Source organism: Paenibacillus sp. 2RAB27 (genome assembly GCF_052115445.1).
Classification (GTDB): domain Bacteria; phylum Bacillota; class Bacilli; order Paenibacillales; family NBRC-103111; genus Paenibacillus_E.
This window is the reverse complement of sequence record NZ_JBFRGR010000002.1, coordinates 126050-147025: the sequence shown is the minus strand read 5'-3', so window position 1 is coordinate 147025 and position 20976 is coordinate 126050. Positions and strand designations below refer to the sequence as shown.

The window sequence follows — 20976 nt, the reverse complement described above, 5'->3', positions numbered from 1 at the left end:
TTATTGTGAAACGTCTACAGAAGTCAACTTGTTATCTCGCTACCAAAGAGTTAAAATTTTATAACGATCAATGAAGCTGACACAGGGGGCACTTATGAATCGTGTTATTATTGTAGATGACGAACCATGGGCGATAAAAGGAATACGAAACGCATTTAACTGGACGAAATACGGGTTTGAAATTATAGGCCAATTTACCAGTGTCCATAAAGCATTTGATTTTATCTGTGAGGATCGTCCTGATTTGGTTTTTACAGACATAAGAATGCCTGAGATTTCTGGCCTTGATCTTATGAGAAAGACCAAAGACATGGGATTGGATGTAGACTTTGTTGTTGTAAGCGGTTTCGCGGAGTTTGCATATGCGCAGGAAGCCCTAAGGTATGGTGCGCTGGATTATTGCCTAAAACCTTTAGATATTGAGATGGCAGATCCATTAATAGAGAAACTGGCGTTGCATTTTTCTACTAAGAGAAGTATGAAAAATAATCAGATCTTAGAGGCACTAACCTCATCGGATAAAAGTGAATTGAATCGTTTAACTCAGTTATTTGATCAATCAACGGACGACTACTTCCGTGTATTTATCATGTATTCAAATGGTGAGAAAAAGCATGATCTTGACATAAGTGCTTTCAATTTTAAACCTACATTGGAAGTTAATTTAGGATCAAGAAAAACTTTATATATTCTCAAAAGTGACAACAGAACGGATTTGGATGTTAGTTTCGATTCAGCCGTATTCATTGACTTAGATATAAAAACGGTAGGAATCAGTAGCATTTCTAACCAGTATGACCATATGGCCAAGCTTATTAAAGAAGCAGATATCGCAGCGTCAACCGTATTTTTAAATGAAGCCAATGGTATTTTTGAATATGAACAAAAGCTTAATTTGGTTAAGCCGTATATAGATGGTATTTGCTCTATTATTCAAGAGAAAAAGTTTGAAGAAATGGACGACATTATGGATAGACTCCTATATTTCTTTGATCACAATAAGTTAGGGATGGGAGAGGTCGTTTATTTATGGAATCAAGTGGTGAGTAGCTTGGTTGGCAGTTACTACGAAGAGCTAAAAGACATGGAACTTGATTTCCTGAATTACTCTGAACTGAAGGAGCGTTTTGAAACCTTTGAGTCATTGTGCAGTTTTTTATTTGACATTATGACGTACATAAAGCAACTGAACTATCAATCTGGGAATGAAGGGGATAAAAACTCCTATTTTGCCCAAATGGTGAAATACATCGACACTAATTTTCAGAGCGAGCTTTACCTTAAAGATTTATCTGTGAAGTTTTTAATCAATCAAGTCTATTGTTGCCAACTATTTAAGAAGAATTTGGGTAAAACTTTTTCAGAATATGTCACTGATTTGAGGATCAAGAAAGCTTGTGAGCTTTTGAAACATACCGAATTGTCCATTGATGAAATTGCAGCAAAAGTAGGCTATATGGATTACTATTATTTCAACAAAGTATTTAAGAAACAAAGTGGGATTACGCCTACGAAGTTCAGAAAGAGTTGAGGGTCGGAGTGAGGAATTTGCAGATTAGTAGACTGAAACTAAAGCATCAGATATTACTTATATTTTTATTTTCGGTTATCATTTTCTCAATAATGGAGTTTTATTCCTATAATAGTTTCTATAATCTGACGCAGAACAGAGCTGCGAATTATGGGAATAAGATCATTGAACAAACAAGCCAAAAGATAAATTCCGTTTTTAATGATATAAAAGTTAGTACCAAAATAGCTGTTGATAATAAAAAGATACAAGAATTTACGATCGCTGATGATGATTATAAGCGGAGTTTTGATATAGGTACATATGTAATTGAACTTATGGAATATATGAGATCCTTTAATTCCTATGTGAATGGCATTGTTATTAATGATAATCAAGGACGACGAGTCCATAGTACTGGAAACGGTGATATTTTTTATTCGAAACAATACGAAGAATTTGTTAGCACCTACAAAAATGATAGGGATTCTGTTGAAACAGGACAGTTTACAACCCTTCTAAAAGACGAAAAAACAGGAAGCGAATATTTCTTTTATATAGCACCCATTATTGAATCGATTGGCGGGGTTCAATTCTCTCAGAGGACAGGCTATTGTTCCATTATGGTGAACACGGAAAAGTTGAAGGAGCTTGTTCAGAATACGGAATTAACGCCTAACTCTACGTTGTACATTCTAAATAGCCAAAATGAGGTTATTGTATCCAATAATGCAAATTTCCGCGGTATTTTGTACGAGGATATCCTTTCCGTAGATCGGAACCGTTTAACTAATGGGGTAAAAACGACAATTAATGATGAAGAAGTAATCGTCCAGGAAAAAGATTTGCAGCAGGCTGACGGCTGGCGTATTGTAAGTATTATTCCAGTGCAAGAGTTGACAACAGACATGTATGCCATTAAAAACATTAGTATCATAGCAGGAATTGGTATCATTCTGAGTATGCTTATTCTAGGATATTTTTTCTTGAATAATCTGACGCGGCCGGTCATGGGGCTTATCGCAGATATGAAGAAAATTGGTAAAAGAGATGTAGGCTTTAGAGTTAAGGTACGTTCAACGAATGAAGTCGGCGTGTTGGCCTATGATATCAATAGCATGATTGACAAAATGGAAGAGATGACAAGCAATATTTTCCATACTCAGGCAAGTTTATATGAGTCTGAGCTCAGCAAAAAACAGGCTGAATTCTCTGCCTTACAAAGTCAAATAAATCCGCATTTCCTTTATAATACATTAAATTGCATAAGCAGTATCGGGCTTGAATACGGCAGCAAAGAAATAGCGCTGATTACTTCATCCATGTCAAAGATTTTTCGATATAGTATAAAAAAAGACGATCTTGTGATGATCAGTGAAGAAATTCAATGTATCCAAGCGTATCTGAAAATTATCTCAATTCGCTATGAAAACAAGTTTGATATGGATATAAATGTGGATGAAAAGATTCTAGAAATGAAGACACCTAAAATGATCTTGCAGCCCATTGTTGAAAACTCCGTCTATCATGGACTTGAAAGTATGGATGCCGGCGGAACACTTCGGGTGAGTGGGCATCTAGATGCGAATGGTGATGTCTGTTTTCAAATATGGGATTCTGGAAAAGGGATCGGTAAAGATGAGCTCGAAAGCCTGAAAGCGAAACTAAATATGGCCTTTTCGGAGAGAGTGGAAAATAGCTTTGTTGGGAACAGTATCGGGATTTCCAATATAAATAACAGGATTCAACTGCTGTTTGGAGAAGGTTATGGGGTAGGGATCGAAAGTGAGATTGGTTACGGTACGACGGTGATTGTTAAGATTCCGTGTATGTGAGGGACATGTGCATTGTAAAATTACTGCTTCACATGAGAACGTATATTCGGTATTATTGGGATGGGGTATTATTCCACAATGAAATGGAGATTCCAATATGATTAGCTTGAATACAAATACGATTCTTCGGTATAAAGAATTCACAAACTGGACAGATACGTTACGAGAAGTCCCCGAGAGTATGTGGTTACAGCCTATTGCTGAAGGAAAAGCATCCATAGGAGAAATCGTATCGCATCTTCAAAACTGGGATTCTTACTTAATCTCGATGATTATCCCAGCAATTACAAATGGTGAAGGTATGACGTTTCCGGATTTCGATTCGTTCAACAGACTAGCTTATGAATATGCTCGATCGGGGATTTCAAATGACCGCTTACTCGATGAATTCAAGCAAACGCGTCTTGAGCTGGTTGACATTTTGTTAGCAGAGACCGATATTGTTGCTAAACATGTTACCGTGAATGGAATAGAAAATTGCCCGCACACCGGCACGCCCTATTCATTGCTGTACATCATTCACGAATTTAACGATCACGACAATCATCATAAAAATCAAATATTAACGGTATTGTAGCTCGTTTGGTTGTGATGTCATTACTTTCTTTCAAGACAATAGGTTATAATTGGAGACAATATGGCAATGTGTTTGGGGCCTTGTTTAATTTGAAAGGAGTATAGGAATGGAATTTTTATTATTATCCAAAGAAATTACTCAGCAGTATTGTCGGAAAATTTTGATGCCTGAAGGCGCAACCGAAATCTTGATGAACATCGTCGATCATATAAATAATGATCAAAAACTTTTTGATATTTATATGTCATTTTATAAGAATAATATTGAAAGTGGCTATTGGACAACCGTGTGGGAACCGCTGGCGATAGATCCTTATGTGGAAGAAGTACTCGGAAATTCGGCTTCCCTGTTATATTTGCATGCAGCACTGCAAAGACTGCCTCTGGCTGAGCAGAAGTATGCCGAAAGAGGACTGAGTGAAGAGTTATTTGTAGAAACCTTAAGGGATATCGGTGTTTGGGTTCAAAATGCCTATAATTTAGTCGGCTATTATGCCATTAGAAATTTCAGTTGGATCTGGAGGCATCTGGAGGCCAGAATGTTCCGGATTGGTGGCATGCAGTTTATCGCAACCAATTTTTCTGGGGTCGTCAAAGGCTTTTACAATGCGAAAGAAGATCGTATATTGCTTTTATGCAGCGCAGGGATGGAATTAAGAGCGAATGGTGATAAGCAAGGCGTCTGCAATAAAGAGAAGACTACCGATGGTTTTGTGACGGAATATGAGGAAACCGAAGAATATTTCATAGGAAATCCTATTACGCCTGACGGCAAAGGCTTAAACGAACCTGTGAAGCTTATGCGGGATGAGTGGGAAAAAGTATTGGACAAGGATGATACGATGCTTGAGATTCATATCCCGAGAGATACGGCTTTTGATATGGATCAAATCAAAGACACTTACATTCAAGCGAAGGAATTTTATGCAACGTATTTCCCGGAAGTCCAGTATAAGGGGATGGCATGCCATACATGGCTCTTTACGCCACAACTTCGGGAAATGTTACCGCCTACCAGCAATATTGTCAGGTTCCAAGAGCAGTTTTATCTCTATCCGACAGCGGGTTCGGTTCGTTTTTTATGGAATTTCGTATTTAATGAATTGACCGAGGTAAAGGATGCTAAGCCGGACACATCGTTAAGGAGAAAGGTCCTTGGTTATTTGGAAGAAGATAAAGAGATCTTTGATATGCATGGTGTATTTCTTGATATAAGTGGTGATTTCGGAACGGTTACTTATCAAAAAGAAGACAAATAGGGACACTATCGAGAAACGATAGTTGGAGGAGCTTGCCGCGGCAATGCTCCTTTTTGGTTTTCGCCTGATTTGGCGATTGCGGTCCCTGCCCCGGGCTCCCAGCTCCCGGCTCCGGGCTCCCAGCTCCCAGCCCCTGGCTCCCAGCTCCCGGCCCCCAGCTCCCGGCAAATAGATGGATTTTATGTAGTTAAATTTTAAAATTTTCCAATTAAACGCAGAATAAATGGATAACCTACAGTTAATTTTAACCATTTCACCCAATCTGAGCAAAAGAGCCGATATTAACTACATGTTTTCCAGTTAAATCGAAATTTCGAGGAAAATTCTCGTAAATAGCTGTATATTTTCCAGTTAGTACAAGTATGCAACGTACTGCAACGAAAGTCGCGAGGAGGTTTTATCCAATTTATATCGAAATAGTGGGAAATACGACTAGTACGATAGAAGCAGCCTGCGTATAGGAGGAGTAAACGAATTGGAGAGACAATGGATGATTTCACCTTGGACAAATGAATGGAACCAACAATTTGAGGTGGAGTCCAACGTTCTACAGGATATTTTTCAATCAGAAATTGTTGATATCCATCACGTTGGAAGTACTTCGGTGCCCTCAATCGGGTACGCGAAACCCATTATCGACATTTTGATCATCGTAAAAAATATCGAGCAAGTGGATGTATGTAACGTGCAAATGATCGATGCTGGATACCGAGTAAGAGGGGAGAATGGCATTCCGAATAGACGATATTTCTCCAAAGGAGATCTACAACGTACGCATCACGTTCATATTTATCAGCTGGGGGATTCGAGGATACTGACCTATTTAGATTTTAAGGCTTATTTGATGCATCACCCGACTGAAGCTGCAAAATACGGTCAACTCAAGCTGGACATATTAGCGTCCTATCCGAATGATCAATACCAGCAAGTGAAAGAAGATCGCATCAATCACTTGGTTGAGAAAGCTCTGCGATGGGGAGAAGAGGAAAGGATAAGAAGGGAATGAGTCTTTCACGAAGTATCCATAAATTTCCAAGTTCGTGCGATACATAGGCGAAAAGCATAGGGACATGGCGGCAAGCATATTTATTGTGAGTCATCACTTGCTGCTATACATAGAAGTAATGTTGTTCGCCGCTTCTAGCAGAGCTTCACAGAGCTCTAATGGTTCCAAGACACGGACCATGGTTCCAAAGCCAAGCAGAATTTCGCACGCGGAGCTCAGCGTGTTGAACTCCAGATCAGCTTTGCGCCAGATCACGGGAACATTGGCGCTTGCCGAACTGGTTGCTTCTTCGTGTTCCTCGTGCCATGCGGCTACACGAACGAAGCGGGTCATCTCGAGCCGAGTGGAGACGCTCGGATGCACGAGTGCTTGCGCCGCGTAGTGTGGAAGTCCGCTGCGGAACAGGTCGACCGAACGCTGCCAATAAGCAGCGAGGTTGAAGTGATCCGGGCGCACAACCGGCGCATCCAGTAAGGAAGCATCCTGGATGCGTGAAACACGATAGGTGCGGGGTTCCTTCTCGACACCACTGGCGACGAGATACCAGAGAGAACCCTTGAGGACAAGCCCGAGAGGGCTGACGACGCGTTCGCTTGCTGCGGAGTCGCCACCTGAGGCGTATAGCAGTCGAAGTTTTCGGTCTTCCCACACGGCTTCCTGTAGGAGGGATAACCACGGTAATTCTTCGACATTTTGATGCCAGCCTGCCGCATCCACATAAACCCGTTGGCGCATATAATCGGCATCGCGTCGCAACGAAGGAGAGAGTGAAGCCAGCACTTTCAACACTGCCGCTTCATAAGCATCTCCGAAACCGAGATCGGTTAAATGTCGATGGGGTTCAGCGGCTAGTAATGCTAGCAGCTCATCTTTGTGCAGCCCAGCCCAATCCGCTCGATATCCTTCCATTAGCCGCCAACCACCTGCAGATCCGCGTTCCGCATAGATGGGAACTCCCGCTGTGCCTAGTGCTTCCATATCTCGATGGATTGTCCGTTCCGACACTTCCAGTCTCGCGGCTAACTCTCGAGTCGTCATGCCGCCGCGTGTTTGCAACAACATCATAATTTGCAATAACCGATCCGCTCTCATTTGCATCCCCCTTCATGTGTAATTTGATTCTAACACACATATATGACAACAGATGACATGATTCATTAGCTACAATTAGACTAAGTTTAAGATATTTACAGTCTACTATCTAATCATTGAAGGAGTTGGTTCCATGACTACGACAAATCAACCATTGCACAATCAAATTGCCTTGGTGGCAGGAGCGACTCGGGGAGCTGGGCGTGCGATTGCAATTGAGCTCGGCCGTGCTGGCGCAACAGTCTATGTGACAGGACGTTCGACGCGGGCGAAGCGATCGCCGATGAACCGGCCAGAGACGATTGAGGAAACGGCTGAACTTGTAACGCAAGCAGGGGGCGAAGGCATCGCAGTCTGCATGGATCATACGAAGGAAGAGGATGTTGTGGCGCTGTTCAATCAGATTAAGAGTGAGCAGCAGGGGCGACTGGATATTCTTGTGAATGATCTCTGGGGAGGTGACCCGCTTACCGAATGGGGCAAAGGCTTCTGGGAGTCCTCTCTCACAAACGGGCTGTTGATTCAGAAACAAGCTGTTCACTCTCATATCATGACTGCCTACTACGCGGCTCCTTTGATGGTTGAACGCAAGGCTGGGCTAATTGTAGAAATTACAGATGGTGTCGGCTATCACTATCGGGGTAACTTGTATTATAGTCTGGCCAAAATCGGAGTTTCTCATCTGGCGCAGGCGATGGCCGCTGATCTGAAACCGCACGGTGTGACTGCACTTGCTGTAACGCCAGGTTTCCTTCGATCTGAAGCGATGCTGGATTATTTCGGGGTGCAGGAGGAGAATTGGCGTGATGCTAGCGAGCAGGACATACATTTCTTACAGTCCGAGACCCCCTATTTCCTTGCTCGGGGGATAGCCGCACTCGCTGCTGATCCGCAAGTGGCGGAGAAATCCGGGCAACTGCTAAGTTCCTGGTCTTTGTCCGACGACTATGGCTTCATCGATATCGATGGGCGCAGTCCACATTGGGGAAGGTACGCTCAGGAGAATGGTTTCTGAGTTTGCTTCCCTTTGCAGATGGCTTTTTTTCTTATATGATGGTTTCTTATGAATAAAGCGACATCGGAAGCTTCAAGTTGAAGCCATGGTGGCGTTTTTTCTTATGAAAAAAATAAAATTATTGACTTTCAATCGATGGTATGCAGGTACTTGACTGCCGTGTGCTATATTAAAATAACTACACTTAGGAGGCAGTTCATGTTTCAGCAAATGAATCAGACTTATTCAGGAGTTAACTTTGGTACGCAAGATTTAAGATACGGCGAGCTGATTAGTTGCATATTTGATGGATGCTCGTTTGCGAACGGTTCTTTAGATGAGATTAATACCAGTAACTGTCGCTTCATTGCATGTGACTTTCGCGGAGCTTCGTTAAATGGCTCCCTACATAAAGAATCCGCTTTTGAAAATTGCACCTTTAATGGTGCCAATCTGTTCGTTACCAAATTCGATAACTGTAAAATGATGGGATCGGATTTCTCGAACGCGAATTTAGATGGGATTACGATTAATCGCGGGGATTGGTCTTATACGAATTTAAGGCTTAGTCGATTAGTAAGACAGGATTTGCGCGGGGTTAATTTTCATGAAGCTGATTTCTCCGGATCTAACTTGGAAAAAGCTGATTTAAGAGATTGTGATCTAACCATGGCAATCTTCGCAAAAGCCAAGCTACAAGACACCGATGTGAGAGGTGCCCAAATGGCTGGCGTAGATTTCAAAACATTTTCCATCACGGGCATGCGAATGGACCGAGAGCAAGCTGTCTTATTTACGCTTTCTCATGGTGCCAAGATAAATGGATAATCCCTTTATGGTATAATGTCTGTGCACAGAGGAGGCGATGGTAACGAATGGCGATCTTTCATTACAATCAGGAACGTTTATATCGGAAGGATCCGGATCTACATTTGTTGTATTGGGGCAAAGAGGATTGTAAACCCGGTCATACCGTAGGGCCAGGGGTTCGTGATTTGTACAAGATTCATTTTATTCATAAAGGCACGGGAATTGTCCGAATCGGAAATGAGACACATCAGCTGAATCCAGGGCAGGGATTTCTCATATACCCACATGTGATTAGCTATTATGAAGCGGATGAGGCTGAGCCTTGGACGTATTCGTGGATTGGCTTTCAAGGGGTACAAGTGGAATCGATCTTATCTCGAACACGATTATCGCCGGAGCAGCCCGTTTTTCCAATGGATCGGAAAGTTATGCCGAGCATGTATGAACAATTAACGGAGGCTAATGCCCATACCCATAGTGCTGATTTACAGCTGAAAGTCAACTTGTATGAATTTATGACGGCACTGCTTGAAGCGGCTCCCGCCTCTTCGGTTGGGGATGTACTTCCTACTAAATGGGATAGTTATATGATCCAAGCTATGGAATTTATCCATGCTCATTACAATGAGCCTATTTCGATCGAGGGGCTTGCTGCACTTCTGAAGCTGGATCGTAAATATTTTTCGGCTATTTTCAAAGAAGCGACAGGGCTGCCTCCCCAGCAATATCTCCTGCAATATCGGATGAATAAAGCAAGTGAATTACTGGAGAGGAGCAACTATGCCATAGGGGAAATTGCGAACTCGGTCGGGTATCAGGATCAATTGATCTTCTCCAAAATGTTTAAGCGCGTAAAAGGTGTATCCCCGAAACAATTTCGGAATCAGACATAGAAGAACGCCTGATATTCGCCCGAGTTTGCGTCAGCTTAGGAATTCAAAATCCCATCGATAAGGTCTAATTCCTCTTGGGTAAATGTGGCCACTTTCAATGCATCAACCGCATCTTCAATTTGGCTGACTTTACTCGCACCGATAAGAGCTGATGTGACTCGACCACCGCGCAACACCCACGCTAGTGCCATCTGAGACATTTTCTGGCCACGTTCAGCTGCAAGTATGTTTAATTGTCTGACCTTCGAAATTCGTTCTTCATTAATATCGGATTCTTTAAGGAATACACTTGAGCTTGCAGCTCGTGAATCCGGATCGATACCGTTCAAATAACGGTCTGTAAGAATCCCTTTGAACAACGGTGAAAAGGCAATCGAGCCGATTCCTTCCTCTTCCAACACATCCTGAAGACCATCTTCAATCCAACGGTTCATCATGGAATAACTCGGTTGATGAATCACACAAGGCGTCCCAAGTCGTTTCAAGATACGGGAGGCTTCTTTGGTTTCTTCAGGCTTATAGTTAGAAATACCAACGTATAGCGCTTTGCCTTGTTGAACGATTTGATGCAGTGCAGCCATCGTTTCTTCAAGCGGTGTATTCGGATCTGGACGGTGATGATAAAAGATGTCGACATAGTCCACTTGCATCCGCTTCAAGCTTTGGTCCAAGCTGGCAATCAAGTTCTTCTTGGAACCCCATTCCCCGTAAGGCCCCGGCCACATGTAATATCCCGCTTTCGTCGAAATGATAAGTTCGTCTCGATAGGCAGCAAGATCACCTTTGAGCATCTTCCCGAACATTTCTTCTGCTGAACCAGGCGGCGGTCCGTAATTATTCGCTAAATCGAAATGCGTAATCCCCAAATCAAACGCTCTCTTGAGCATCGTTCTGCCATTCTCAAACGTGTCAATCCCGCCGAAATTATGCCAAAGTCCTAACGAAATGGCTGGCAGCTTCAGGCCGCTGCGACCACTTCGGTTATAAGTCATGGAATCATATCTGGATGTACTAGCTGAATAACTCATCATTGAACCTCCTAATGGTGTGAATACGTTTCATTCTAGAGATATTTGATTCATAAGACAATGTTCACAAGGATGTTATTTATGTCCTAATGTCCGTTCTTAGGTGCCCTACCTCGATAGAACGTAAAATGCGATATTGCAACTTTGATGAAGAGAGGCTACAATTTTTAGTAAATTCGTTCTCGGACTGGATGGTGAACTTGGTTTGAAAATGCCTTTCCTTATACGTCTTTTCAATAGTCGCAAAAGTGCACTTTCAACGATCATCGCCTCCAATTTATTTATTTTATTGATACCGCTTGCAATGGGGCTTTTTCTGTACGCGAAGGTAGAACAAAGCTTGGAGAAGAGCTCGACAAGATCCAATGTAGCCATGCTGGAGCAGCTGAAACTGTCACTTGATAACAAATTATCGGAAGTGGATACGTTAATGCGCCAAGTCGTGTTTGATCCGAAGCTGGACTATATGCTTAGAATTCCCTCAAACTCGACGGATACGGACAAATACGAATTTATCCAATTCATGCGGGACAAGATGAGCAAGTATCACAGTATGACTAGCAGCTTCATTTTAGATTACTATGTGTACTTCGCAAGCAGTGATTCGATTGTCAAATCGGATTTGGTGACGAATTCGCGTATCTTTTATTCCCTCTACTACTCCTATAAGGACATGTCGTATGAAAGTTGGCTTCAGCTTTTGGATCAGGAGCACCGTATGTCGTACTTGCCGCTCAGTTCGGTATCCAATGGATCCGATCAAACACCGAAGGATGTTATTACGTATATACAGTCACTCCCTGTTCATTCACAATCTCAAAATCTGGGAAGCTTTATCGTTTTGATCGACGTCGATCAGGTGAAGCAATTGTTTGCACAGATGGAATCGGCAAGCCATAGTTTAGTCTACATTATTGATGATGCAGGAAAAACGATTATGAGCAACAGTGAGACCCCGTTTCCGTCTGATTTACTAGCTCGTATACATGGCAGCACAGAACCATTCGATTACCGACTCGCAAGTGTAGATCAAGTGGTATCCGTTTCCTCTTCGCAGAAAGCAGGATGGAAATACGTATCCATTATGCCAAACGATGTTTTCATGCAGCAGGTGAATCAAATCAAAAGTTGGTCAGTCGGTCTATTCATCCTCTGTTTGTTTGCCGGACTCATTGCCGTCAGCATCGGGGTATATCGTACGTATAAACCGCTGCAGAAAACCGTGAATGCGATTATGTCTGGAAAAGAGTTGATCAAGCGTCCTTTCTCGAATGAATATGAGTTTATCAGGCTAACCGTTGAAGGCTCTATCCATGAAGAGAAACATCTGCGGAGTACCTTGGCGCAGCAAGCGCCTTTCATTCGGGCCAATTACTTGTCCCGGCTTCTAAATGGACACATGGATGTGGATATCTCGGCTGCAAACGGAGATTCGTTGCAGTTCATGGATCTCAAATTTGTAAGTGATCGTTTTGCAGTTCTTATCGTGAAGCTTGAGGATATTCATTTACTAGGTGAAGATGAGCAGCAATGGGCCCATGCCAGATTTATTGCCTCAAATATTGGTGCGGATCTCATCGCCGCTCATCATCGCGGATACTCGCTTGAACTCGACCGTGATCGGATTGCACTCCTCATGAATCTATCGGCAAATCGGGAGAAATTCGCTGAAGCGGATATTCGGGAAATTGCCCATTCGCTCTTCACGATCATGTCGCAACGCTTCCAAATCGGTATCACCATTGCTATTGGTGGCATTCATGAAGGACCCAAAGCCATTCGCGATTCATATCCAGAAGCACTGGCGGCGCTTGAATATCGACTTATTCAGGGGAAACATACCATTATTTATTTCCAGGAAATTGTTGATGGGAAGCAGCACTATTATTATCCGTTGGAAATCGAGATTCAGTTGATTAATTTTGTGCGCAGCGGCGATGCCGAAAATGTAGGGAAATTGCTCGATAAAATGTATGCGATGAATTTCGATGCCAATCAGATCACTCCAGAGCTAGGTAAAGCCTTGTTTTTCAATGTGACGAGTACGCTCTTGAAAATTATGAACTCAACGAATACGAATCAAGAAGAAGTGCTTGGTGCAGACTTTGATCCGATCAGAGAGGTATTCAGCTATCCAACGGCACAGGGCATGTATACAAAAACGAAGGAGCTATACGAGACGCTTACCCGTTCGTTTAATCTTGATCGTTCGGATCACAGCTCGAGTAGACTTCAGGAAATTGTCGGTATCGTGCACGATAATCTAGGTGACTCCAACCTAGGGGTTGCACAGATTGCGGAACGTATCCAGATGACACCGCAGTATTTGTCCACATTCTTCAAAAAACATCAAGGGCAGAATCTGCTGGATTACATCACGACGAAACGGATTCTTCAAGCGAAGCAGCTCATGCAAAACAAAGAACTGACGATTGTCCAGATTGCACAGAAGGTCGGTTACAACAATGATGTCGTCTTCATCCGAGCCTTTAAGAAGCTTGAAGGTGTAACGCCAGGAAAATATCGTGAAACGAGCTTAACGGAGAATACCGGCTCAGACACTTAAAGAGCAGCCTTGAGGGGCTGCTTATTTTTTTCGAAATAGCTACTGCCGATTTCTAATACGGGCTGATGATTTCTCAGAACGCTCGTATTTCTTAGGAAAATACAATTGAAATGAGAACTAGGCGGTATTCATATTCGGACGGGAGAAGCATACTTGGGAACAGGTGCTGATGATGATGAGATCACCGGTACCAATCAAGTGAAGCGTTACGCATATTAAAGGGAGGCTAGAAAAATGAAGAAAAGTTTCAAACAAGTCGGATCTATTGTATTGCTTTCTGCCCTAGTTATTTCAGTAACCGCATGCGGCGATGATACGGGCAGCACGAGCTCAACATCAACGCCACAATCAAGTGCGAATGCCCAGCCACCCAAATTGACGAAATTAACGTATTGGGTAGCTAATCACTCCGCAGCCTCCGGTCAAATGAAAACGTACGCAGAAATGGGCATGTATAAGGAGCTCGAAAAAGCTACTGGCGTGAAAGTTGATTTCCAGCATCCACCCCTCGAGGTACCGCAAGCACAAGAACAATTCAACTTAATGATTGCGACAAACGAACTTCCGGACGTGATTGAGGCAAGCTGGGGAGCAACAAGCGGTGCCGTTATTCGTTATCCAGGCGGACCGGAGAAAGCAATTTTAGATAAGAAAATCATTAAGCTCAATGATCTCATCGATAAGTATGCGCCGAACCTGAAAAAACTGCTTGCTGATCATCCCGACTGGAAAAAGCAAATTTCAACGGACGAAGGAAGCATCTACGCATTCCCATTCTTACGTGGTGATGACAAGGTCAGAGTGTTCTTCGGCCCATCGATTCGCCAGGATTGGTTGGATAAATTGGGGCTCAAAATGCCGACGACCATTGACGAATGGTACACCGTATTGAAAGCATTTAAAGAAAAGGATCCGAATGGCAACGGAAAAGCGGATGAGATTCCAATCTATCTGGATAAAAATCTCTTCTCGACAGATGCACCATTCCTCGGAGCATGGGGTATCAATTACAGCTTCTATCAAGACAGCGGCACAGTGAAATACGGTCCGATTCAGCCTGAATATAAGGACTTCCTAGCCACGATGAACAAATGGTACAAAGAAGGCCTGCTTGATAAGGATTTTGCAGCGCCTAACGATAAATTATTCGATAACAAAATGACGACGAACCTTTTGGGTGCGACCGCATCTTTCAATGGGGGAGGCATCGGTAAATTCGCAGGACTCATGAAGGATAAAGACCCCAAATTTGATTTGGAAGCAGCTCCTTATCCCGTATTGAAAGCTGGCGATAAAGCGATTTGGGGACAAAAGGATTTCGCTTATAACGGCGTAGGCGCAGCCATTTCGGCCGTTAACAAAAATCCAATCGAAACTGTTAAATGGCTTGATTACGCTTACAGTGAGAAAGGCGATTTGTTATTTAACTACGGTGTCGAAGGCACAAGCTACAAGATGGAAAACGGCAAAGCGACGTTCCTTCCTGAAATTTTGAATCCACCAGCGGGCACAAGCATACAGCAATCCATTGCCAAATATAACCGTGCAACGTGGAGTGCTCCATTTGTCCTTAGCGATAATTTCCAAATGCAATATCTCGCGTTGCCACAGCAGAAGAAAGCCTTGGAAATCTGGTCGAAACCAACAGCTGAGCGTAAGATCCCGCTCGTTTCTCCGACACAGGATGAAAGCAGCAAATTCGCTTCGATCGTGACGGACATTCAGACGTATCAAGACGAAATGCTGTTGAAATTCATCATGGGCGTGGAACCGATTGATAACTTTGACCAATATGTGAAAAAGATTAAGAGCATGGGCATTGATGATGCGATCAAAATCCAGCAAGGAGCTTTGGAGCGTTTCAATAAACGTTAAGACAAGGTTTAACTGGGGGTGAACGAGAGTCTAGTTTATCCCCTTTTTCTAATTAGAGACATTGACTGAAAGGGTAGGGGAAACGATGAGGCAAAGCCATGCACCTATAGAGGCCGCACAGGCCGTAAATACAACGAAAACCTATCGCAATCCGACTGTTCTGGCAACCATACGTGGGGATTTGAAACGGCATTGGTCCATTTATGTGATGGCTATTCCCGTTATAGCGTATTATTTGATTTTTCATTATGGACCGATGTACGGATTGCAAATTGCGTTTAAAGACTTCTCCCCAGCGAAAGGGATTTTGGGAAGTCCATGGGTGGGCTTTAAACATTTTGAAAGCTTTTTTAACGGGATTTACTTCTGGCGATTAATCAAGAATACGATCTTAATTAACCTTTACGATTTGCTGTTCGGCTTCCCTGCAGCGATTATTCTAGCGTTGTTGCTTAACGAAATCCGCCAGAGTGTGTTTAAAAGAGTCGTGCAGTCGATCTCCTATTTGCCGCATTTCATTTCGATTGTTGTCGTGGCGGGGATGATGATTGACTTTCTAAGCCGCAATGGACTTATCAATCAAATCATAGGCAGCTTTGGCATTGAACCGATTGATTTCTTGCAAAAAGAAGGCTGGTTCCGATTTCTGTTCGTTTCCTCTGGCATCTGGCAAGGAATTGGCTGGGGCTCCATCGTTTATTTGGCGGCGATGTCTACCATCGATCCAACGCTGTATGAAGCGGCGAGGATGGATGGCGCAAACCGCTGGAAGCAGACGCTGCATATTACGATTCCAGGTATCATGCCGACGATCGTTATCTTATTTATTTTGCAAATGGGGAATATGCTGACGGTTGGCAGTGAAAAGGTGCTTCTGCTTTACAATCCACTAACCTACGGAACAGCAGACGTGATCTCAACCTATGTGTATCGCAAAGGGGTACTAGAAGCAAGTTATAGCTTTACAGCAGCTGTGGGTCTATTCAACTCGGTGATCAGCTTTGTTCTGATTGTAGCGGCCAATAGCTTTGTTAAGCGGATTAGTGAGAACAAACTGTGGTAAGGAGATTTGCATATGAAACTAACCCGTGGAGAGCGCACATTTGGCTACATCAATATGTTATTCATGCTCGTACTTTGCGCGGTCACCTTATATCCCTTCTTGTACGTGGCACTTGCCTCGCTGAGTGATGCGACATCCCTGCTGCAGCAACGCGGTATTATGCTCAAACCGGCAGGCTTTGATCTGGGCGCGTACAAAGCTGTTTTCGAGAACCCGATGATCGTGAAAGGGTATCAGAACACGCTGATTTATGTGGTTCTCGGTACGGCGATAAACCTGCTGATGACGGCAATCGGCGCTTACGTATTGTCCAGACCCAATCTCTATTTTAAAAACATCATCATGTTCTTTATTGTCGTGACCATGGTGTTCCATGGGGGACTTATTCCGAGTTACCTGCTCGTGAACGATCTCGGGATGATGAATACCATGTGGGCCATTCTCATCCCAGGTGCGATCAACACGTTCAATATGATTATTATGCGTACTTCGTTTCAGGGCATCCCGGTCAGTTTGGAGGAGTCGGCTAGAATGGATGGCGCAGGAGACTGGAAGATTCTGTTCCGAATTGTCATTCCGCTTTCGATGCCCGTCATTGCCGTCATGATTTTGTGGTATGCGGTTGGGCATTGGAATTCCTACTTTAACGCGCTGGTCTATCTGCGGAATAGGGAAGCTTATCCCCTCCAGTTAGTGCTCCGTGAAATTCTGATCTCCAACAATACGGATTCGATGATGTCAGGTGGAGGCGACGACAAATATGCCATCGGAGAAACCATTAAGTATGCTGCGATCATGGTCTCGACACTGCCAATCATCTGTTTGTATCCGTTCCTACAGAAGTATTTTGTTCAAGGCGTGATGATTGGGGCCATTAAGGAGTAGATACGCTTAGTATCACCACAATAGATAGACTGAAGGAGAGATAGGTGTGAGAGGCGTTACATTCGAGAATGCTCCGAGCAGTTGGAACGAGGCATTACCGATCGGCAACGGACATTTTGGCGGCATGGCGTTTTTCGAGGATAACAAGCTGACGCTAGCGCTTAATCATTATGAAGTTTATTATCAGAAGCTCCATCGTTACAGTCAGAAGTACCGCAAGGGGGAAGGACCTAATTTCACGCTGCAATATGGACGGACATTCGACGAACTGAACACACTGGCTGCCGATAGGTATCGCGATCCTGAACAGGACCCCATATTTCTATATGGTGATGCGTTATCTGGCAACAGTATGTACAGGAAATATGGCAAACCCTCTGGTGGCACATCGCATTATCCGACGGGTGAAATGGGACTCTTTCCTTCTGACAGTCTGGCAGAACCTGATCATTATTCCCTAGAGCTTGATGTGGAAAAGGCAGTTATTCATTTGCAAGTGGAGAAGGGACTCGATCAGCTGGATGTGAAGACGAGAATCGCTCAGGATGGCGACTTGGTCATTACCGAGATCAAGCAAACAGCGTCATTATTGTTACAATCGGTTGCCATGGCAGTTCCCCAAGGGCGATATGTCGATATGAAGGTGACCTATCATGGGCTGGATGATTCGACTTTCTACTACCAAGGAAGCTTTTATCCAGATGGTGAGGACAAGGAGCAATATGAACCCTTCATGTTCATTGTGATGATGAAGATCATTGGGGCCAAGGGACGGGTCGATCGTTCCGCCGGTTCCCTCCGAATTGTACTTGAGGATGCAGAGGAAAACATAACGTTGCTGGCAACCGTGGTGACGGAGGAGGAAACGAAGGAGCTGCTTCCTACTGCTCAAAGGAGACTGAATGAGGCATCATCCCACGTGCAGGATCGGATAGCCTTTCATCAAGAACATTGGCGCAGCTTCTGGTCGCGTTCCTCTATCATTTTGCCGGATAAAATGGTGGAAGAACTCTGGTACATCAATTTATATGCTATTGCTTGCTGCAGTGGTAAAGGCGGCAGAATGCGCGAGCAAGCTTGCGGCTTGAACGGGTTATGGGATATTAAACAGCCGACCAAGTGGGGCAGCATGTGGTATTGGGATGTGAATATTCAAGCGGCGTTCTGGCCGCTCTATACGGCTAATCACCTCGAAGTTGCGGAAGCTTTCAATGAAGGGCTGCTATCCTACGTTGATCTAGCGACACAGATGTCGAAGCAATTTCATGGTCTGGAAGGCATTGCCGGAGATTACCCGCATGCGTTGTATGTCAGTATTTGGCCTTGGTGTGCGCAATTCCTGTGGGACTACTATCGATACAGTATGGACCATGACTTTCTTAGGAATAAAGCATACCCGTTGTTTAAGCAGATTGCACGTTTTTTCGAAGGCTACTTACAGGTGAATCCGAGGTCAGGACTTTATGAGATATTCCCGGATATTTCGCCGGAACAGGGGCCTTTGACTCGAAACTCAACCTGTAGTCTGTCTTCGCTCAAATATGTGTTGAAAATAGCTGTTGAAGCGAATGCTTTGCTAGGTGAAAATGAGGCAGATCAACTGAAGTGGAAACAATTGATAGACAATTTGGCGCCATATCCAACGGCAGATTCCAAGCGCTATGGGGATGTCCTGCGGGATTCAGAGTGGGCACCTGTCGACTTACATTTGCGGCATCCTTCGCTGCTTATGCCGATTTATCCAATTGGAGAAATCAACAAAGACAGTGAGATTACGTTGAGGAAAAGAGCAGAGAATACGCTTCGGTATGCTGAACATCAGACGGAATACGGCATGTTTCAGTTCGGGTGGCTTTCCTGTGCGGCCTCCAGATTGGGTAAGGGCAATACGGCGCTAAGACTGCTGTATGAGCAAGGCATTGACTTGTCCCTCAGGTGCAACGGTCTGTTTGCAGAAGAAACCGAACGCTGGATGAATTACTGCAACATCACGAACGAACCCTTGTACCATCCACACATGATGGAGGCATCGGGAGAAATGGTAGCTGCGGTGAACGAAATGCTGCTGCAAAGCTATCAAGGTGTGATCGAGGTGTTCCCTGCATTGCCTTCAGGAGAGCCTGAACCAGATCGGTCGATTGGTTTGTATGACCATGCGGTCGAGACGAATGTAAAGCAATATGAGAAATGGCGCGATTGTTCCTTTCAGAGATTGCTGGCCGTAGGCGCATTTGAAGTGAGTGCCGAGATGAAAGACGGTCGCACGACTTGGGTGACGATTCGAAGCAGGGCAGGGAACAAGGTTGTGATGCGCAATCCCTTTGCTAGGGATGAACACGTACTGGTTTCATATAGACTGGGTTCAACTTGGCATACCGTGGATTCTGTACAGAAGGATGATCGTATTATCTTTGAAACTGAGATGCATGGTGAGTATGCAATTTACCCTCAATCTGAAGATGTCCTGTTTCTTCCCAAGCCAGATCACCCATCCGTACCAAGGCGGTATCCGATTGTTCACGAAGCCCACACCCATCGGAGAGTATTTCTCGGCAAAAACCACGACACTCAGCACTATAGAACGTTGGATCATTTTACTTTTGACTATTACTCGGGCAATTATCGTGAATCCAGGCTGGCTGCGTATCGGCTTGATTTCGGGGTAGCTGCTCACTTGCTGGACAAAGATTATCATCGTGTGCTGCCAAGACAAATCCATATGGAAGGCGTCCTGGGGCAAACGTTTCGTAAAATAACGCCTGAGACGGTGTGTACTCCTTACACAGGAATCGGATGGGAAAGCAGAGATGTTATTGCACTGGATCGCGGAGAGCCTGACGAGCTGCGCAGAGATTTCATCGGCGGCACGTGTGAAGCCACGTTCATCGTGGAGCTTCCGAAGGGGCGTTATGATGTGCTTTTCGTATGTGGCGACAAGGGTGCACCATCCTATACGGAGGTTGAAATTGTGGGGCAATCCACGTGGAAGCCAGAAATAGCATTGAAAGCGGGTCAATTTACCACGGAGATTCTGCCTATCACACAGAGAAAGGACGGTTACGTCAGAATCAGATTTCGCACCGATGAAGGCTTGCAATGGCGAGTAAATACATTGATTATCAATAAAAATTACACGTATCTATAGAAGGCAAAAATGCAAAAGAGCATCCTTTTTAGGGAAATTCACTTCAGCATTTTACATACATGCAAAAAGGCATCTTTTGGGGCCGAAAAGGTCTGAACAGAGCTGAAAATACAGGAATTGATGCCTTTTTGCATCAATTCTAGCTGAAATCGTGTATTTGCTAGAGAAAAGTTTGCCCTTTTGCATTTCTCAGCTTGGAGAGTGCTGGTCGAACGGGTTACCGAAGGTTTTCTCATTCAGAAAAAGCTACAGACGATTTCTAAGATGGGCTGATTCATTCTCTACATGCCTGTAAATCATACTTAAATACAATTGAACTGAGAACTAAGCAGTATTCAGGTTCTAACCAGTGAAGCATACTGGGAAACAGGTGCCAGGGTAACCATTGTTGGTACCAAACAAAGTTGAACGTGATCCAGCGCGAATTTACAATGAATTG

The 20976-nt window shown here is 43.9% G+C and carries 15 protein-coding genes; 13 read left to right on the top strand and 2 right to left on the bottom strand.

The annotated features are described in order from the left end of the window. Positions 1-94 precede the first annotated feature (94 nt). From AB4114_RS03490 to AB4114_RS03470, 5 genes are all read left to right on the top strand, one after another. A complete protein-coding gene (locus AB4114_RS03490) occupies positions 95-1531 on the top strand; it encodes a response regulator transcription factor (RefSeq protein WP_441987154.1) in 1437 nt (478 codons plus the stop codon). 8 nt (positions 1532-1539) lie between these two features. Beyond that, positions 1540-3345 (top strand): cache domain-containing sensor histidine kinase, encoded by a 1806-nt coding sequence (locus tag AB4114_RS03485; protein WP_441987153.1) that lies wholly within the window; start codon positions 1540-1542, stop codon positions 3343-3345. Between the two features lie 97 nt (positions 3346-3442). Then, positions 3443-3922: a DinB family protein gene (locus AB4114_RS03480; RefSeq protein WP_441987152.1), complete on the top strand. Its 480-nt coding sequence runs from the start codon at positions 3443-3445 to the stop codon at positions 3920-3922. Positions 3923-4028: 106 nt separating this feature from the next. Further along, entirely contained in the window at positions 4029-5180 is a 1152-nt protein-coding gene (locus AB4114_RS03475) for an acyltransferase domain-containing protein (RefSeq protein WP_441987151.1), read from the top strand. Between the two features lie 475 nt (positions 5181-5655). Beyond that, entirely contained in the window at positions 5656-6186 is a 531-nt protein-coding gene (locus tag AB4114_RS03470) for a GrpB family protein (protein WP_441987150.1), read from the top strand. 93 nt (positions 6187-6279) lie between these two features. On the opposite strand, the gene AB4114_RS03465 is transcribed toward AB4114_RS03470, so the two are convergent. Beyond that, entirely contained in the window at positions 6280-7278 is a 999-nt protein-coding gene (locus AB4114_RS03465; RefSeq protein ID WP_441987149.1) for a helix-turn-helix transcriptional regulator, read from the bottom strand. Between the two features lie 133 nt (positions 7279-7411). Here AB4114_RS03465 and AB4114_RS03460 point away from each other — a divergent pair, with 133 nt between their 5' ends. From AB4114_RS03460 to AB4114_RS03450, 3 genes are all read left to right on the top strand, one after another. Continuing rightward, positions 7412-8293 (top strand): SDR family oxidoreductase, encoded by an 882-nt coding sequence (locus tag AB4114_RS03460; RefSeq protein ID WP_441987148.1) that lies wholly within the window; start codon positions 7412-7414, stop codon positions 8291-8293. 198 nt (positions 8294-8491) lie between these two features. Then, positions 8492-9100: a pentapeptide repeat-containing protein gene (locus AB4114_RS03455; RefSeq protein ID WP_441987147.1), complete on the top strand. Its 609-nt coding sequence runs from the start codon at positions 8492-8494 to the stop codon at positions 9098-9100. Between the two features lie 47 nt (positions 9101-9147). Continuing rightward, on the top strand, positions 9148-9975 hold the full coding sequence (locus AB4114_RS03450) for an AraC family ligand binding domain-containing protein (RefSeq protein WP_441987146.1): 828 nt from the start codon (positions 9148-9150) through the stop codon (positions 9973-9975). 35 nt (positions 9976-10010) lie between these two features. Here AB4114_RS03450 and AB4114_RS03445 read toward each other — a convergent pair whose 3' ends face one another. Beyond that, positions 10011-11003, bottom strand: coding sequence for an aldo/keto reductase (locus AB4114_RS03445; RefSeq protein ID WP_441987465.1), 993 nt, complete (start codon positions 11001-11003; stop codon positions 10011-10013). Positions 11004-11214: 211 nt separating this feature from the next. Here AB4114_RS03445 and AB4114_RS03440 point away from each other — a divergent pair, with 211 nt between their 5' ends. The 5 genes from AB4114_RS03440 (at position 11215) to AB4114_RS03420 (ending at position 20537) form a co-directional block, all read left to right on the top strand. Continuing rightward, a complete protein-coding gene (locus AB4114_RS03440) occupies positions 11215-13569 on the top strand; it encodes a helix-turn-helix domain-containing protein (protein WP_441987464.1) in 2355 nt (784 codons plus the stop codon). A 234-nt stretch (positions 13570-13803) separates the two neighbouring features. Further along, on the top strand, positions 13804-15444 hold the full coding sequence (locus tag AB4114_RS03435; protein WP_441987145.1) for an extracellular solute-binding protein: 1641 nt from the start codon (positions 13804-13806) through the stop codon (positions 15442-15444). 208 nt (positions 15445-15652) lie between these two features. Beyond that, positions 15653-16507 (top strand): ABC transporter permease, encoded by an 855-nt coding sequence (locus AB4114_RS03430; protein ID WP_246302770.1) that lies wholly within the window; start codon positions 15653-15655, stop codon positions 16505-16507. Between the two features lie 12 nt (positions 16508-16519). Continuing rightward, complete coding sequence (locus tag AB4114_RS03425; RefSeq protein ID WP_441987144.1) at positions 16520-17392, top strand: carbohydrate ABC transporter permease; 873 nt, start codon at positions 16520-16522, stop codon at positions 17390-17392. Between the two features lie 46 nt (positions 17393-17438). Beyond that, positions 17439-20537, top strand: coding sequence for a glycosyl hydrolase family 95 catalytic domain-containing protein (locus AB4114_RS03420; protein ID WP_441987143.1), 3099 nt, complete (start codon positions 17439-17441; stop codon positions 20535-20537). Positions 20538-20976: the final 439 nt, after the last annotated feature.

Bases quoted from the DNA above. Each gene is read 5' to 3' on its own strand.
- AB4114_RS03490 (WP_441987154.1), top strand. From the start codon at position 95: ATGAATCGTGTTATTATTGTAGATGACGAACCATGGGCGATAAAAGGA.
- AB4114_RS03480 (WP_441987152.1), top strand. From the start codon at position 3,443: ATGATTAGCTTGAATACAAATACGATTCTTCGGTATAAAGAATTCACA.
- AB4114_RS03475 (WP_441987151.1), top strand. From the start codon at position 4,029: ATGGAATTTTTATTATTATCCAAAGAAATTACTCAGCAGTATTGTCGG.
- AB4114_RS03465 (WP_441987149.1), bottom strand. From the start codon at position 7,278: ATGAGAGCGGATCGGTTATTGCAAATTATGATGTTGTTGCAAACACGC.
- AB4114_RS03460 (WP_441987148.1), top strand. From the start codon at position 7,412: ATGACTACGACAAATCAACCATTGCACAATCAAATTGCCTTGGTGGCA.
- AB4114_RS03455 (WP_441987147.1), top strand. From the start codon at position 8,492: ATGTTTCAGCAAATGAATCAGACTTATTCAGGAGTTAACTTTGGTACG.
- AB4114_RS03450 (WP_441987146.1), top strand. From the start codon at position 9,148: ATGGCGATCTTTCATTACAATCAGGAACGTTTATATCGGAAGGATCCG.
- AB4114_RS03445 (WP_441987465.1), bottom strand. From the start codon at position 11,003: ATGAGTTATTCAGCTAGTACATCCAGATATGATTCCATGACTTATAAC.
- AB4114_RS03440 (WP_441987464.1), top strand. From the start codon at position 11,215: ATGCCTTTCCTTATACGTCTTTTCAATAGTCGCAAAAGTGCACTTTCA.
- AB4114_RS03435 (WP_441987145.1), top strand. From the start codon at position 13,804: ATGAAGAAAAGTTTCAAACAAGTCGGATCTATTGTATTGCTTTCTGCC.
- AB4114_RS03430 (WP_246302770.1), top strand. From the start codon at position 15,653: ATGGCTATTCCCGTTATAGCGTATTATTTGATTTTTCATTATGGACCG.
- AB4114_RS03425 (WP_441987144.1), top strand. From the start codon at position 16,520: ATGAAACTAACCCGTGGAGAGCGCACATTTGGCTACATCAATATGTTA.